We start from the raw sequence: 14,606 nt of genomic DNA on the forward strand, positions 1-14,606 counted from the left end.
AAACTGCCAAGATTACAACGTCCAGTTCAAATGCGATGCTGTATTTTAAATGTTATGATGCTGGCATTACTTCATCAAACATGGAATTTTGAAATGGCTCAAAGCTTATTGGCACAACTTAAAGATGGTTCAGCAAAGTTTGCAGACGTATTGGCATTTATTGAAGCGCGTTATCAACATACGCCAACAGCCTTTCAAAATGGCGCACAATCAAATGCTGAAGCCGAAAACCAAGGCAGCGCAAAAGTCCTCAGCTTTGCTCAAATCGAAGGCTTAAATCAAGCGGATACGCTCAGTTTATTTGCGGAACATTATGCATCTGTATTAGCGACACCTGAAGCAACAGATCATCAAAATATCCGTCAGTTTATGCAAAATGGTTGGGATGGCGTGAAGTTTGAAGGTAAAGCACTGACTGCAAAATAAGATAAAGGAGGTCTTTAACCTCCTTTTTTATCATCATTTTCTATTGTAATGTTGGGTCTAACCAGTTTAGATAAATTTGTTGTTAAACTATAAAAATCGCCACCCATTTTCCCAACACTATCGAGTTGCTGCTGATCAATCATCTGCCCATCCCACAACCGATCATCGACATAAATCGATTTGACATCCAGCAATACGACTGTACCTCCAGATGCTAAGCTACTGAGTTGAATCACCTCTCTTAATTGGCATTCATAACGCACTGGTGCATATTTTACTGCCAAGGCTGTGACTGCATGGCTCGGTTCAGACTCAATCTCAGCAAAATCAAACTCACTTTGCTCTGGGGGCAATAAAGCACAAGATAAATTCATCTGTTCAAGTAGGTGTGAATTTACAATATGAATCGCACATTGTTGCGTCTCGATTAAATTCCTCAAAGTATCTTTATCTTGCCCATCTCTTGGATTGACTTGCGAATACCAAAGGATGGGAGGATTACAACTCGCAACGTTAAAGAATGAATAAGGGGCTATATTGGCCACGCCACCAGCAGAAATTGTACTGATCCATGCGATGGGTCTAGGCGTAATTCCCCCAACCAACAAACGATAGATCTGATTGGCATCTAACTCGGAGGTTTCAAAAATCATGATAGTTGCACTACCTACTTATGGACGTTCGGTATATTGTGGTAAATCATCTGTAATGCAGTCCCATTCTGCTTTTGACGCCGCGAAAATATGCATGCTTGGTTTTTGCTGTAAAGGTGTATCCAATGTACCAATTCTTAAACGATACAATTCTGGTTGCATATCACGTGAGCTAATGAGTGGTGAACCACATTCGCCACAAAACCAGCGATAAACACCTGCAACAGCAAATTTTTTAACGAGGTGCTCACCTTGTATAATTTTAAAATCTCTACTACTAATCGGTGCGTTGGTGGCATAAGCCGTCCCGTTAGCTTTACGGCAACGGTGACAATGGCACTGAACTATCTCACCAATTTCACCCTGAATTTCGTAGCGAATGCCCTGACATAAACAACTCCCTTGATATACTGGCGATTGTTCAGACATAACATCATGCATCCTATATTTATTGACTACTCAAAACTAACACTATTCACATATCAAACAAAGTACAAAACAGCGTATTTATCTGCTTAAAAAATGTTGTACGCCTTGCCCTGCTGCTCGCCCTGTGGCAAAACAAGCCGTCAGCAAATATCCGCCTGTTGGTGCATCCCAGTCCAGCATTTCGCCACAGCAAAACACATAAGGATTAGATTTCAATTGCAGTTGTGAAGATAAAATATCTTGCTTGACCCCGCCTGCACAGCTAATTGCCTCTTCGATTGGACGGAAGCCATCTAAAGAAATACTGAGATGCTTGATCTGCTGCACCATTTGCTTGGCATCTGACCATAAGCTTTTATCAACGATTTCCCGAAGCAGATTAATTTTGACCTGATCCAACCCTGCTTTACGCCAAAGGTTAGTAAGTGACTGCTTCTTATTGCCCTGTAATTTCTTTTCTAATTGTTCAATACTGAGATCTGGAAGTAAGTCTAGGTGAAGTTTTAGGTTTTGCTTTTGGCTCAGCTGTGTTCTTAAATCACGCCCCAGCTTATAAATCACTCCACTTTCAAAACCATAGTGAGTAATCACAATATCACCATGCGTTTTGCTTTCTGTATTCACCCACGCATCAACACGTTTGAGTGGCTGACCGAAACAATCTTGCATAAACGGCGACCATTGTTTCAGCACCCCAGCATTGCTAGCCTGAAATGGTTCAATTTCATCGGTAGAAAGCCATTGCTGCCACACCCCATCACTGCCTAATTGTGACCATGACACTGCTCCACAGGCCAAAATAATCGCGTCATAAGTTGCACTAAATTGCTGAGTCTGATTCTCTATCGTGAGTTGATTGTTGGATAAATCCACACAACGATGACGATAATGGAATTTTACGCCCTTCAGAATCAAACGTTTTAACCAAGCACGAAGTAAAGGTGCCGCTTTCATTTCTACTGGAAACACACGCCCTGAACTGCCGACATAGGAATCGATCCCTAGACCTTGCATCCAATTTTGAATCCACTGAGCATCCCATTGCTTCACCCAAGGGCTCAACCAATCCGTACGATCATAGCGTTGTATAAATACGTCTACAGGCTCAGCATGTGAGATATTTAAACCTGTTTTGCCCGCCATTAAAAACTTGCGCGCTGCGGAAGGCTTTTGTTCAAACACATCAATTTGATAGTTGTATTGGCTCAGCACTTCAGCAGCCATCAAGCCCGCTGGGCCTGCACCAATAATCGCAATGCGTTTAGACATCAAGGTTCTCTTGAATATTCTGCCCTTGCAAAGGTGCAAAATCATCAAAACGGGTTGTATAGCCTTCTGGTTTTCGAATGATCAATTGTTGGCACAATTCACCACGTTCTAAGTACTTAATTTCAAAATGAGTACGTGCGGAATCTACTGCAATTTTCTGCTTTTCATATGGCAGTTTCCATAGCTCAATCAACCGCTGTTCAGCTTCATCAATATATTCAGGAATATTGCTTGCGAGCGTAATCGAGCCATTGGACTGAAGACGAGAAAGTAGGAACTCAAAGAATGGCATATTCAGCCAACGTTGTGCAGGATTATGCGGTTCTGGATTTGGATAGAGAATAAAAAAATGTTCGACCTGTGCAGGATATAAGGCATGCACAATCCAAGGTAAAGCATCGGCATGAATCGGATTGAGATATTCACGCGGTTCTAGTTGATGCTGTTTTTGCATAGCCAGAAATTTTTCTTTGGTTCGTTCAATCGCATATAACGTGGTTTGCGGATTTTGCCCCGTAAACAACAAGGCATGTTTGCCTTTTCCAGCACCAATTTCGACACAAATCGGTGTACTAGGAATGGCAATAAAATCACGAGGGGCTTGCATACGTTGTGCTTGAAATTGACGAATCGACATAATCTCATCAAACTATCTAGAAATCGGCATAAGTCTAACAACTCACTTTACTTTTGCCTAATCTATTTATTTTATGTTTTAGGAATTTTCTATGCCACGTACATTTCCCTGTCCTCGTTGTGGTGAAGCCAGCACTTGGGAAGGTAATGAATTTCGTCCGTTTTGCTCAGAGCGTTGCAAACTAATCGATCTTGGGGCTTGGGCGAGCGATGAATACAAATTACCTACTCAAGATGCCCCTCAATCAGGCTTGCAACGCCAAGAAGATGATTATGAAGATTAATCATCTTCTTCGTTGAAGATGTCGTGGTTAACCCGCTTTGCTTGCCACAAAAGGATTGAACTGTTTTTCATAGCCGATGGTACTCATCGGTCCATGACCTGAGATAAACTGAGTTTCATCAGGTAAGCTAAAGCATTCACGTTGAATTGAATCTAACAGTTGTTGGTGGTTGCCTTTCGGAAAGTCAGTACGTCCAATCGAACCTTTGAACAATACATCACCGGTCCATAGCAAACTATGTTTGGCATTATAGAACATCACATGACCAGGCGTATGCCCTGGCGCAAAACGGACTTCAAACTCATCCTCACCCAGTTTCAACATTTCGCCACCCTCTAACCACTGATCGACTTTGACAGGCTGTGGGATCGGGAAACCATAGCGTGCTGAAACTTCCTGAATCATATCCAACCAAAATTGATCTTCTTTATGCGGCCCAATCACTGGAATATTCCATGTCTCAGCAAGTTCACCCACCGCACCTGCATGATCAAGATGCCCATGCGTTAACCAAAGTGCTTTAACATTTAAACCGAGTGCTTCTACTTGTTGTTTGAGTACAGCGGCATCGCCACCTGCATCAATCAAAACAGCATCTTTACTTTCACTATCCCAAAGAATAGAACAATTTTGGGCAAATGCAGTAACGGGTACAATTTTGACTTGCAGCATAAAAACCTCTGGCGAAATAAAACGTCAATTTAACGATGGGCTAAGGTATGAGTGAGGGCATCAAGATTAGCCTGAACTAGACTAGCAAGCAAATCAATATGCGCTTGATCGCTGTTCAAAGCAGGAATATAAGCATATTCCCCACCACCCGCATGTTGAAACAGTTCTTTATTCTGGATGGCCAACTCTTCCAATGTTTCTAAACAATCTGCCGAAAATGCAGGGCTCAACACTTGCACTGATTTAACTTTTTGCTCACCCCACTGCTGTAAAACCACATCCGTATATGGTTTGACCCATTCCTGCTTACCAAAGCGAGATTGGAAACTAATTGCCCATTCGCCTTCATTTAAATGCAATGCTTCAGCGACAAGTTTCGCTGTCATACAACAACGATCAGCATAGGGATCACCTTTATCCGCATAAGGCTGCGGGATACCATGAAAAGACATCAATAATTTTTCAGGTTTACCATATTGGGCTTGATAAGCGACAACACTATCCGCCAATGCTTGAATAAACATAGGATGTTGATAATAATCTTTGATTAACGTCAGACCGGGTAAATGGCGTTGTTTAGGAATCCATTTTGCAAAAGCATCATAAAGGGGTGCTGTTGATGTTGCGGAATATTGCGGAAATAAAGGTAAAAGGATAACGTGCTCTTGTGGATTTTTTTCAAGCTGCTCAAAAACACCATATATGCTGGGTTGCCCATAGGTCATAGCAGGAACAACCGTCAAATCAAAATGCTGATTTTCCGATTGTAAACGTCGCTTCACCAATTCAGTTTGCTCAAGCACAATTTCTCGCATTGGTGAATCTTTTGACCATACGGAAGCATAAGCTTCAGCCACTCTTTTAGGACGGAATGTCAATACAAATAAATGTAAAATAATCCACCAAATCGGTTTCGGGATTTCAATTACACGTGTATCGGATAAAAATTGTTTTAAAAATCGACGTACTGCTGGGACAGTTGCTTCGTCTGGCGTACCTAAATTTGCTAAAACCACAGTCACTTTTGGTTTTGGTGTAGCTGACATAGATCGCTTCCGCTATAGCTGAATTTCTTCAATTACTTTAGCAGTTTTATGATTATTTTTTAAATTGAATTAATGCATGGTCTTAAATTGAAAAACCCGATTACTATCCAAAATGTTACTTTCTAACAACTTCTGCCCTTTTGAGGTCAATTGCCATAACATCCTTTGGCGATCATCACGACCAGTTGGTACAATCCATTCATTTTGACGCATTTGTGTTTTAATTTCATGGAGTGCACGAATATTAATTTGCGCGCGAGAAACAGCATGCGCTCGTGGCATTTCTACACGTGCATCATCAAGACCTGTTTCATTTAAAAATTCATTCATACGTTTAGAAAAATATTCTTCGGGCGTAGGAATTACAAATGAGGCACCTAACACATTCAGCAATTGTGCCCATGTCATTTTACGAAATGGTTTAATTTCTTTGAAATTACCATCTTGATAAGCATGCATACGATATTCAAATGAATAAATCTCATGCATTGATACCTTTGGAACAGTTGCAATCGGATCTACTTCTCGACTTCCAACTTCAGTTTCAAGTTGTTTTACTTTTGCACGCAAACTATCAATTTCATCTTGTAAAACTTGCGTATTTTGCGGACGCACCCAACCGACCACAGGATAACGCTCTAACATTTGCGGCATATTCGAACGTACCGCAAGTTCTAAATCACGCAAAGTCCGATAAGTAAAAACTTGATCAACTTCATGTTGAAGCTGTTTTCTAAACTCTTTGAATTTTTCTCTTAATTCTAATTTATGATCATGTAATACAGCATCACGTGATTCTGGATCTTCATGCATGAATACAATCACAGGTTTCTGCTTCGTCATGGCGTAAATATATTCCAAATGCATGTAACCGACACCTGAAACGGATTGTTCGCCATACTGGCTACCTAATAAGATTACGACGTAATCACAGTCATCTATTTGACGACGAGCAATAGAGGTACTTAATGGTGTGCGCTGTTCTAAGCCCCACGAAAAGAAACCCATCCCAACCAAAGTTTGAGTCAAGACTGCTCGCTCTGGTTGCATTTCATTGCCAGACGTAGAAATAAACACTTGATAACGGGTATCTTGCATAGGCTAAGCCTCAATTCACTGATCAATAATTTTAAGCTATTTTGCTTAAATTTTATTAATAGATAACCTAGATAAAACCACAAATATGATTAGATTTTACGCACTTAAGCAGTAATTTCATCCAAATTGCGAATCGTCCATGTTATTTGTTCTGGTACTAGATGTTTGAGCACTAATGATAACTCAATCGCATTATTACCGCTGACATAACATTCAATACGTGTAATATTATGACTTATTTTGTCACATAATAACCTATTTTTTATCAAAATATATGCTGTTTGTCGTGCAACCGCTTGCCCAGAGTCAATTAACTTTAACTTTTCACCAAAAACCTGACGAATCGCATCTTTTAGGAAGGGATAATGGGTACAACCCAACACTAAAAAGTCCGCACCTTGAGCAACAACAGGCTGTAAAATCTCTTGCAATACATTCAAACAATCTTGACTCATTTGCTGGCCTGACTCTACAAAAGGTACCAATTTTAAACTGGTTACAGCGAGAACTTTCACCCCAGCAGGTTCAGCAAATTTGAGCATGACATCTTTAATCAATTGACCACGAAAAGTTGCTGGTGTTGCTAACACTGCTACAACCTTAGATTGGGTTTGGATCACAGCAGGCTTCAACGCAGGAACTAAACCTACGATTGGAAAACGCTCACCATAATAATCTCGCAAATAATCCAAACTAAAAGCTGAAGCAGTGTTACAAGCGACAACTGCAATTTTGCAACCTTGTCGATACAACCACTCAATTGCTTGAGCAGTAAGCTTGCGAATCTCTTGATCTGAACGCGCACCATAGGGAACATGCGCTGTATCTGCATAATAAAGAATGCGTTCATTCGGTAAATGTTGTGCAATTTCTTGTGCAATCGATAATCCACCAATACCCGAATCAAAAACCCCAATTGGCGCATCAGCAGATGCGTGTGGCATAGGATCCAATAAGAGAGGCATAGGTTGAACAGCTGTCATACACACGTGAGCACTAATTTATCTAATCTTTTAAGCTTAAACCTCAGGTGCTCAAATGCAAGATCAAATCACCACTTTTTAACGTTAAAACAGCCTCACCTTGAGCATTTTCAGACAAAGAACCATAGTTCACAAGATGATAAAAACTTTGTCTCTGGATTAAAGCATTGATACCAAAACGTATATGTACATATGGGCGTAATTCACCTGCATATTCACGCATAAAAATAGGGTGTGTTTCATCCACAATCACCACGTCCTGATTGGTTGTAGAGACTTGCAAATAAGATTTTCCATCGATTTCAATTTGATCCACATGATTGATTAATAAAGGCTCATCTTCTACCTCAATTTCAATCTGCTCTACAGGTGTTTTAAGATAAAATTTACCCTCTTCTTTCCAAAGCACTTTAGTAAACAAATCCAATAGCGCCTGCCGCTTGATCAATTGACCTTCGTGCCACCATTCACCATTGGCTTTTACTTTCAAATCCATTTTACCACAATGCTTTGGATGCCATTGGTCTAAAGGTGGAATTGACCTTTTGTGACTTTGCTGTACATCTTTTAAGTATTGTGAAATGTTCATTAAGTTTTTATCATCAGAAAACATGATTTTTCCCTGATTTTCTAAAGGGTTTTGTGAAGAATCATTTTCATTTATCATAGTTTATGCCTTGCTGACGAGAAAATATGACCGCTCAGCCAATTGGCGAGCCCAAGGTTTAAAACTATACTATCCCAAACGTTTGCAAGCACAATAATAGCATTTGTGTTTGGCAATTCAGAACACTCATGGCAGCACCGAATCGCAATATTACGGTTGCCACCCTTAAAAATATGAGGAGTCCTACATGGAACACATCGAACGTGAAGCGATGGAGTTTGACGTAGTGATCGTAGGCGCAGGGCCTGCGGGTTTATCTGCTGCGATTAAAATTCGTCAATTAGCGATTGAAAACAACCTACCTGACCTTTCAGTGTGTGTTGTTGAAAAAGGCTCTGAAGTAGGTGCGCATATCCTTTCTGGTGCTGTACTTGAACCACGTGCCATGAATGAATTGTTCCCGAACTGGAAAGAAGAAGGTGCGCCACTCAATGTACCTGTAACGGATGACGAAACTTATTTCTTATTATCTGATACTAAAGCACAAAAGATGCCGTATTGGATGGTTCCTAAATCAATGCACAACGAAGGGAACTATGTCATTTCTCTTGGTAACGTTGTTCGCTGGTTAGGTCAAAAAGCTGAAGAATTAGAAGTTTCTATTTTCCCTGGTTTTGCTGCATCTGAAGTACTTTATCATGAAGATGGTACTGTAAAAGGCATCCAAACAGGTGATATGGGTATTGGCAAAAATGGTGAGCCAACACACAACTTTACTCCTGGTTATGAACTTCATGCGAAATATACATTATTCGCTGAAGGTTGCCGTGGTCACCTCGGTAAGCGTTTAATTGCTAAATACAACTTAGATAAAGATGCTGATCCACAACATTATGGTATTGGTATCAAAGAACTTTGGGAAATCGATCCTGCAAAACACAAGCCTGGTCTTGTAATGCATGGTGCGGGTTGGCCTTTGTCTGAGACTGGTTCTGCAGGCGGTTGGTGGTTATATCACGCTGAAAACAACCAAGTAACTTTGGGTATGATCGTAGACTTATCTTACGAAAACCCTCATATGTATCCATTCATGGAAATGCAACGTTGGAAAACACACCCAACGATTAAGCAATTCCTAGAGGGTGGTAAGCGTATTTCTTACGGCGCGCGTGCGGTAGTGAAAGGCGGTTTCAACTCTTTACCTAAACTAACATTCCCAGGCGGTTGCTTGATCGGTGATGATGCTGGTTTCTTGAACTTCTCAAAAATCAAAGGCTCACACACTGCAATGAAGTCAGGCATGTTATGTGGCGAGGCTGTATTTGAAGCTATCGCTGCTGGTGTAGCGAAAGGTGGTGATCTTGCCATTGCTCGTGTACTTGAAGGCGATGATCATTTTGCTAAAGAGTTAACTGCTTATACAGATAAATATAACAACTCTTGGTTAAAAGAAGAGTTATATCAAGCACGTAACTTTGGTCCAGCGATGCATAAGTTTGGTACATGGATTGGTGGCGCATTTAACTTTATCGATCAAAATATCCTTAAAGTACCATTTACGTTACATGACTTAAAACAAGACTTTGCTGCACTTAAAACTGTAGATGCATCGACATTCAAACCAAACTATCCAAAACCAGATGGTAAGTTGACCTTTGACCGTTTATCTTCAGTGTTCGTGTCAAATACAGTGCATGAAGAGAACCAACCTGCTCACTTAAAGCTAACAGACCCATCAATTCCAGTGAATGTAAACTTACCGAAATGGGATGAGCCTGCTCAGCGCTACTGCCCTGCTGGTGTTTATGAAATCATGGAAAATGATGATGGTTCTAAGCGCTTCCAGATTAACGCAGCAAACTGTGTACACTGTAAGACTTGTGATATTAAAGACCCTTCACAAAACATTACTTGGGTAACCCCTGAGGGTGGTGGTGGTCCAAACTATCCAAACATGTAATTGTTAGTATTAAAAAGCCTCAATTTATTGAGGCTTTTTAATTTCTAAATAAACAATACAGAATGGTATTTTCAAGAAATGAATTCATATTAAACCTATACAAATACAATCATTTGAAATACTTTAACAAAATTAATTTAATAAAAGAGACAAACTTAACTAAAATAAAAAATCATACTATTATTAAATGAATATTAAATATCTAAATTATATTCAAATAAAATATTAATTATAATAAGAATAAAAACCAACCTTAAAGATTGGTTTTATACTAAGTAATAAACTTAAAAACTTATTTCTTCGTAAATTTTTTGCTCTTTTGTTAGATCTTTAGCTAAAGGAATTTTCTTCTCAGTATTTAACGATTTTACATATTCGTTAAATTCATTTACCCAAGGTCCTGATTTAAACACAACTGTTTTAGAGAAGGTTTTCTTATATAAAACTTCAGAGTCGTAATAGATCGAATAGGTCTTATAAGCAATCACAATAAAGACTTCACGATCTTTATACTGCCATTTGTACCTTCTTTTAAAACCGATTTTTCCACCAAGCTCATCTAGCAAAAGGATCGATGAAATCAGTTTGTTTTCTTTAGGGAATGCACCATCACTTTCTTTAAACTTTTTACGAAGCGAACTATATTTCAAATTTTCAGATTCTAAGAAAATTAAAACACCCAAAAATAGAAGCAAGATACCAATGATTAAAAAAAAGTAATCTTTATTAAAAAATAGGAAATACCCTCCTAGTAAAAAAGAAGAGATAATGGATGACAACATTAGTCCGAACAAAGCCCAATAAAACATTTTCTTCTTTAACACAAGAGACAGATTATAAAAATTATACAAATATTACTGTTAATTACAATATAGTACGCCTGTCTACTATGCATTTATTTTCACATACATTAATGAGACTTTTGTGGCAATATTTGTCACATCAAAGCATTATATTTAAATAAAAATCATTATAATTCCACAATCATTTAGTACCACTTACAGATGAATTATATATTTAGTATATTAAAAACATATATTTTTTTTCACCCTAAAAGCAATTCATATATATTTTAAATAGAAAATTAATACACTTTTCAATAAATATTAGATCAACAAAGAAGCAGCAAGGATAAGCATAATAATGCCAATCAGCACATCAAGAATTTTCCATGCTTTAGAGTTTGCAAAAATAGGCCGTAACAAACGAGCGCCAAAACCCAAACTAAAAAAGAAAATAAAAGATGCTGAAACAGCCCCCATCGCAAAAGCGGTTTTATTAAGGTATTGAGCAGAAATAGAACCTAACAACACCACTGTATCCAAATAAACATGTGGGTTGAGCCAAGAAAAGCTGAGGCACAAAATCAAAGTTTGTACCAAACTTGTTGTAGGTTGATCAGAGGCAACTAAACCTGTATCAGCCTTGTACGCATTATAAAAACTACGTAGACCATAGATCAGTAGAAAAGCGGCACCAAAATATTTCATCGCCTGAATCAACCAAATCTGCTGACTCAAAATTGATGCAAAACCGAATACACCAAAACAAATTAAAACTGCATCAGATAAAGCACAAACTAAGCAAACCCAAAAAACGTATTGTTTCAATAAGCCCTGCTTCAGTACAAAAGCATTTTGTGCACCAATTGCTAGAATTAAAGAGAAACCTAAAAGTAGACCTGAGAAATATGTAGAAAGCAAAACTTAGCCTTTTTGAACTAAATAACGATATTCGGTGTGACTGTTTTCATCGAGACTTTCTTCTTTTAATAATAGTTCATGCCCAAGATGCATACAAAACTTAGGAATATCCCAAGATGTAGAAGGATCTGTAGCAAACACCTCGACGATATCACCCGATTTTGCTTTACGAATCGCTTGATGCAACATCATTACAGGCTCAGGACAACGTAAACCTCTAGTATTAAGTTGAACAGTGGGAAGTTGAGGTTGTTCGGACATCATCATACTCATATATTTTAATAGTCAAATTTTAACATAAAGTAAGTCGATAAAAATCATCAACAGCTTTTTGAAAAACTGTACATTTTTCGCATCGTTTTATTGATGCATATCCGCTTTTTCTTCGGTATGATGAAAATCATCTAATTGATATAGAGAGTCTTTAGGAAAGATCATGGTCGAGGAATCCAGTCCGTCGTGGGGTATGCGTGGCTTAAGAAAATGGTTAGGTACTGCACCTGAAACCCGCGATGAATTACTCAGGTTAGTTCAAGACTCACGTCGTTTTTTAGAACCAGATACTGTTGCTATGCTTGAGGGTGTTCTCGATCTACCAGCAACAAAAATTCGGGAAGTCATGACGCCTCGAACTGCAATCATCAGCTTACAAGAAGATGATCAGTTATTGGATATTTTAGATGTCCTGATTGATTCAGCACATTCGCGTTTCCCAGTGTTCTCAGCAGATCAAAGTGATAATGTTGTTGGTATTTTATTAGCAAAAGATCTTTTACCTTTTTTGACTGAGCGCAATGTCAAAGTCGATATTCGCTCTCTGATGCGCCAACCTGTGTTTGTACCTGAAAGTGCACGTTCAGACCAAGTGTTACGTATGCTCAAAAACACCCAAACACATATTGCGATTGTCATCGATGAATATGGTTCAACTTCTGGCCTAGTCACTCTTGAAGACATTCTCGAAGAGATCGTCGGTGAAATTGAAGACGAACACGATATTGCCGATGAAGAAGCACTATATATCGTACCTGACAATGATCCAACCACAGCCAATACATGGATTGTGCAGGCACTTACACCAATTGAACATTTCAACACAATTTTAGATGCAGATTTTTCTGATGATGAAGTTGAAACTATGGGCGGTTTACTGCTGCAAGAGATTGGTTTAGTAAGCGATTTACAAGGTCAAACCATTGAGCTTGGAGATTGGCAATTTACCATTATTGAAGCAGATGCACGCACTATTCATCTGATTCGAGCTGTACGTCAATGAGAGCCTATTTTGAAAAGCTGTTAAAAACTTCTCAACCGCAAAAACAGTTACCCTTTATTTTTCCCCTTTTGATTGCACTGATTTCAGGTGCAATCTTTAGTTTAGCTTTAGCACCTTATTATTTTTGGTGGCTGGCGATTCTATCACCAGCTCTATTATATGCTGTATTACGTCAACGTAACCCACGCCAAGCTTTTGCGCTAGGTTGGGCCTATGGTTTTGGTTTATGGTTTATCGGCGCGTTCTGGCTCTTCACCTCTATCCATACTTATGGTGATACCAATGCATTTTTAAGCATTTTGATGATTGCCTTTATGGCAGCAGCAATGGGTTTATTTACAGCTTTTCAAACATGGCTGTACCGTCGCTTTTTCCCAGAAACACCGTTAACCTTCGCTCCACTCTGGGTGCTATTTGAGTGGGCAAAAACTTGGGTATTCACAGGTTTTCCATGGTTATTTGCAGGCTATGCCTTCACTGAACGCTTACTCGATGGCTATGCCCCTTTATTTGGTGTCTATGCTGTTTCTTTTGTTGTGATTGTCTTGGCTTGTGCCTTGGTCGAGCTTTTAAATCGCCGTTGGTTCTGGGCTATTCCTTCGTCACTACTGATAGTGGGTGCATGGGGTGCTGGGTTGATTCAATTTGTGCAACCTAAAGCAGCTAAACCGCTGAGTGTGTCACTGATTCAAGGGAATATTCCACAAGACCTGAAATGGTTGACTGAGTATCAAATTAAAACCTTAGAAATTTATGCCACTTTAACCCGTGCGGAATGGGGGCGTGATCTCATCGTTTGGCCTGAATCATCTATTCCCTTATTTCAAACGGATATTCCAGACTTTTTAAAAGCAATGGATATTCAAGCAAAAAAGGCAGATAGCGCTTGGGTCACTGGAATCCCTTACTGGGATATGCCAAAGTCTCAACAAGTGGGTGAACCCTTATATTACAACAGTATTATGGCGTCAGGCAGTGACTCGCATGGCTTGTATAAAAAACAACGTCTTGTTCCATTTGGCGAATATATTCCTCTTTCAGGAATGCTGAAATGGGTTCTACCTGCAATGCAAAATGATATTAGTATGAGTGGCTTTTCACGTGGGGAAGCTAACCAAAAACCTCTAACAATTAAAGGACATGCGCTTGCAGCAGCCATTTGTTATGAAGTGGCTTATCCTAATCTGACCCGTCGTAATGCGATGAATAGTGATTTTTTAATCACTGTTTCAAATGATGCTTGGTTTACAGGTACAGCAGGTCCTTGGCAACATTTACAAATGGTACAAATGCGCGCCAAAGAGAATGGTCGTTGGTTTATTCGCGCGACTAATACTGGTGTAACTGCATTTATTGATCACAATGGTCACATTGTGAAACAAGCTCCTTTAGATCAGGAATTTGTATTACGTGGTGATTTACCTGCCATGCAAGGACAAACGTTATACAACCGTTTAAGTGATTATCCAATTCTGATTTTTTCAGTTTTTTTACTCATTTTGGGTTGGATTTATCGTCCACGCAAAGTCGATATTTCGTTTAAATCACGGCGGTAATTGTTTAA

General features: G+C 39.2%; 17 protein-coding genes. 5 read left to right on the forward strand and 12 right to left on the reverse strand.

Going from position 1 to position 14,606, the window contains the following annotated elements:
• Window positions 1–93 precede the first annotated feature (93 nt).
• The gene (locus AC0JIQ_RS14450; protein WP_474202048.1) at window positions 94–426 is read left to right on the forward strand and encodes a HopJ type III effector protein; all 333 of its coding nucleotides are present in this window, start codon (window positions 94–96) and stop codon (window positions 424–426) included.
• Between the two features lie 14 nt (window positions 427–440).
• Here the strand turns inward: AC0JIQ_RS14450 and AC0JIQ_RS14455 are convergent, their stop codons facing one another.
• From AC0JIQ_RS14455 to AC0JIQ_RS14470, 4 genes are all read right to left on the reverse strand, one after another.
• A complete protein-coding gene (locus tag AC0JIQ_RS14455) occupies window positions 441–1,079 on the reverse strand; it encodes a flavin reductase family protein (protein WP_474202049.1) in 639 nt (212 codons plus the stop codon).
• Window positions 1,080–1,097: 18 nt separating this feature from the next.
• On the reverse strand, window positions 1,098–1,508 hold the full coding sequence (locus AC0JIQ_RS14460) for a GFA family protein (RefSeq protein ID WP_474202050.1): 411 nt from the start codon (window positions 1,506–1,508) through the stop codon (window positions 1,098–1,100).
• A gap of 78 nt (window positions 1,509–1,586) precedes the next feature.
• Complete coding sequence (locus tag AC0JIQ_RS14465; protein WP_474202051.1) at window positions 1,587–2,777, reverse strand: TIGR03862 family flavoprotein; 1,191 nt, start codon at window positions 2,775–2,777, stop codon at window positions 1,587–1,589.
• Window positions 2,770–3,414, reverse strand: a complete 645-nt coding sequence (locus AC0JIQ_RS14470) for a class I SAM-dependent methyltransferase (protein WP_474202052.1) — start codon at window positions 3,412–3,414, stop codon at window positions 2,770–2,772. The genes AC0JIQ_RS14465 and AC0JIQ_RS14470 overlap by 8 nt, the downstream gene beginning before the upstream one ends.
• A gap of 91 nt (window positions 3,415–3,505) precedes the next feature.
• On the opposite strand from AC0JIQ_RS14470, the gene AC0JIQ_RS14475 reads away from it, so the two are divergent.
• Window positions 3,506–3,697 carry a DNA gyrase inhibitor YacG gene (locus tag AC0JIQ_RS14475; protein WP_005162768.1) on the forward strand — a complete coding sequence of 64 codons (192 nt, stop codon included), beginning with the start codon at window positions 3,506–3,508 and terminating at the stop codon, window positions 3,695–3,697.
• A 27-nt stretch (window positions 3,698–3,724) separates the two neighbouring features.
• On the opposite strand, the gene AC0JIQ_RS14480 is transcribed toward AC0JIQ_RS14475, so the two are convergent.
• The 5 genes from AC0JIQ_RS14480 to AC0JIQ_RS14500 form a co-directional block, all read right to left on the reverse strand.
• Complete coding sequence (locus tag AC0JIQ_RS14480) at window positions 3,725–4,369, reverse strand: MBL fold metallo-hydrolase (RefSeq protein WP_474202053.1); 645 nt, start codon at window positions 4,367–4,369, stop codon at window positions 3,725–3,727.
• Window positions 4,370–4,398: 29 nt separating this feature from the next.
• A complete protein-coding gene (gene hemH / locus AC0JIQ_RS14485) occupies window positions 4,399–5,415 on the reverse strand; it encodes a ferrochelatase (RefSeq protein WP_474202054.1) in 1,017 nt (338 codons plus the stop codon).
• A gap of 69 nt (window positions 5,416–5,484) precedes the next feature.
• Entirely contained in the window at window positions 5,485–6,513 is a 1,029-nt protein-coding gene (locus AC0JIQ_RS14490) for a DUF4062 domain-containing protein (RefSeq protein WP_474202055.1), read from the reverse strand.
• 104 nt (window positions 6,514–6,617) lie between these two features.
• Window positions 6,618–7,496, reverse strand: a complete 879-nt coding sequence (gene murI / locus AC0JIQ_RS14495) for a glutamate racemase (protein WP_004659185.1) — start codon at window positions 7,494–7,496, stop codon at window positions 6,618–6,620.
• Between the two features lie 43 nt (window positions 7,497–7,539).
• Window positions 7,540–8,163: a DUF1285 domain-containing protein gene (locus AC0JIQ_RS14500; protein WP_050042092.1), complete on the reverse strand. Its 624-nt coding sequence runs from the start codon at window positions 8,161–8,163 to the stop codon at window positions 7,540–7,542.
• A 187-nt stretch (window positions 8,164–8,350) separates the two neighbouring features.
• Between AC0JIQ_RS14500 and AC0JIQ_RS14505 the strand changes: the two genes are divergently transcribed.
• Complete coding sequence (locus tag AC0JIQ_RS14505; protein ID WP_474202056.1) at window positions 8,351–10,063, forward strand: electron transfer flavoprotein-ubiquinone oxidoreductase; 1,713 nt, start codon at window positions 8,351–8,353, stop codon at window positions 10,061–10,063.
• A gap of 284 nt (window positions 10,064–10,347) precedes the next feature.
• On the opposite strand, the gene AC0JIQ_RS14510 is transcribed toward AC0JIQ_RS14505, so the two are convergent.
• From AC0JIQ_RS14510 to tusA, 3 genes are all read right to left on the reverse strand, one after another.
• On the reverse strand, window positions 10,348–10,845 hold the full coding sequence (locus AC0JIQ_RS14510; protein ID WP_227505847.1) for a hypothetical protein: 498 nt from the start codon (window positions 10,843–10,845) through the stop codon (window positions 10,348–10,350).
• Between the two features lie 324 nt (window positions 10,846–11,169).
• Complete coding sequence (locus AC0JIQ_RS14515; protein WP_474202057.1) at window positions 11,170–11,766, reverse strand: LysE/ArgO family amino acid transporter; 597 nt, start codon at window positions 11,764–11,766, stop codon at window positions 11,170–11,172.
• A gap of 3 nt (window positions 11,767–11,769) precedes the next feature.
• Complete coding sequence (gene tusA / locus AC0JIQ_RS14520) at window positions 11,770–12,027, reverse strand: sulfurtransferase TusA (protein WP_005162798.1); 258 nt, start codon at window positions 12,025–12,027, stop codon at window positions 11,770–11,772.
• Window positions 12,028–12,202: 175 nt separating this feature from the next.
• Between tusA and AC0JIQ_RS14525 the strand changes: the two genes are divergently transcribed.
• Together AC0JIQ_RS14525 and lnt are read left to right on the forward strand one after the other, a co-directional pair.
• Window positions 12,203–13,042: an HlyC/CorC family transporter gene (locus AC0JIQ_RS14525; RefSeq protein ID WP_004659203.1), complete on the forward strand. Its 840-nt coding sequence runs from the start codon at window positions 12,203–12,205 to the stop codon at window positions 13,040–13,042.
• Window positions 13,039–14,598, forward strand: coding sequence for an apolipoprotein N-acyltransferase (lnt, locus tag AC0JIQ_RS14530; protein ID WP_474202058.1), 1,560 nt, complete (start codon window positions 13,039–13,041; stop codon window positions 14,596–14,598). Before AC0JIQ_RS14525 ends, lnt begins: the two co-directional genes overlap by 4 nt.
• The last annotated feature ends 8 nt before the right edge of the window (window positions 14,599–14,606 follow it).

The sequence above is a fragment of the Acinetobacter sp. FB genome (assembly GCF_056033405.1).

Coding starts and splice junctions, on each gene's coding strand:
- AC0JIQ_RS14450 (WP_474202048.1), top strand. CDS start 94: ATGGCTCAAAGCTTATTGGCACAACTTAAAGATGGTTCAGCAAAGTTT.
- AC0JIQ_RS14455 (WP_474202049.1), bottom strand. CDS start 1,079: ATGATTTTTGAAACCTCCGAGTTAGATGCCAATCAGATCTATCGTTTG.
- AC0JIQ_RS14460 (WP_474202050.1), bottom strand. CDS start 1,508: ATGTCTGAACAATCGCCAGTATATCAAGGGAGTTGTTTATGTCAGGGC.
- AC0JIQ_RS14465 (WP_474202051.1), bottom strand. CDS start 2,777: ATGTCTAAACGCATTGCGATTATTGGTGCAGGCCCAGCGGGCTTGATG.
- AC0JIQ_RS14470 (WP_474202052.1), bottom strand. CDS start 3,414: ATGTCGATTCGTCAATTTCAAGCACAACGTATGCAAGCCCCTCGTGAT.
- AC0JIQ_RS14475 (WP_005162768.1), top strand. CDS start 3,506: ATGCCACGTACATTTCCCTGTCCTCGTTGTGGTGAAGCCAGCACTTGG.
- AC0JIQ_RS14480 (WP_474202053.1), bottom strand. CDS start 4,369: ATGCTGCAAGTCAAAATTGTACCCGTTACTGCATTTGCCCAAAATTGT.
- hemH (WP_474202054.1), bottom strand. CDS start 5,415: ATGTCAGCTACACCAAAACCAAAAGTGACTGTGGTTTTAGCAAATTTA.
- AC0JIQ_RS14490 (WP_474202055.1), bottom strand. CDS start 6,513: ATGCAAGATACCCGTTATCAAGTGTTTATTTCTACGTCTGGCAATGAA.
- murI (WP_004659185.1), bottom strand. CDS start 7,496: ATGACAGCTGTTCAACCTATGCCTCTCTTATTGGATCCTATGCCACAC.
- AC0JIQ_RS14500 (WP_050042092.1), bottom strand. CDS start 8,163: ATGATAAATGAAAATGATTCTTCACAAAACCCTTTAGAAAATCAGGGA.
- AC0JIQ_RS14505 (WP_474202056.1), top strand. CDS start 8,351: ATGGAACACATCGAACGTGAAGCGATGGAGTTTGACGTAGTGATCGTA.
- AC0JIQ_RS14510 (WP_227505847.1), bottom strand. CDS start 10,845: ATGTTGTCATCCATTATCTCTTCTTTTTTACTAGGAGGGTATTTCCTA.
- tusA (WP_005162798.1), bottom strand. CDS start 12,027: ATGTCCGAACAACCTCAACTTCCCACTGTTCAACTTAATACTAGAGGT.
- AC0JIQ_RS14525 (WP_004659203.1), top strand. CDS start 12,203: ATGGTCGAGGAATCCAGTCCGTCGTGGGGTATGCGTGGCTTAAGAAAA.
- lnt (WP_474202058.1), top strand. CDS start 13,039: ATGAGAGCCTATTTTGAAAAGCTGTTAAAAACTTCTCAACCGCAAAAA.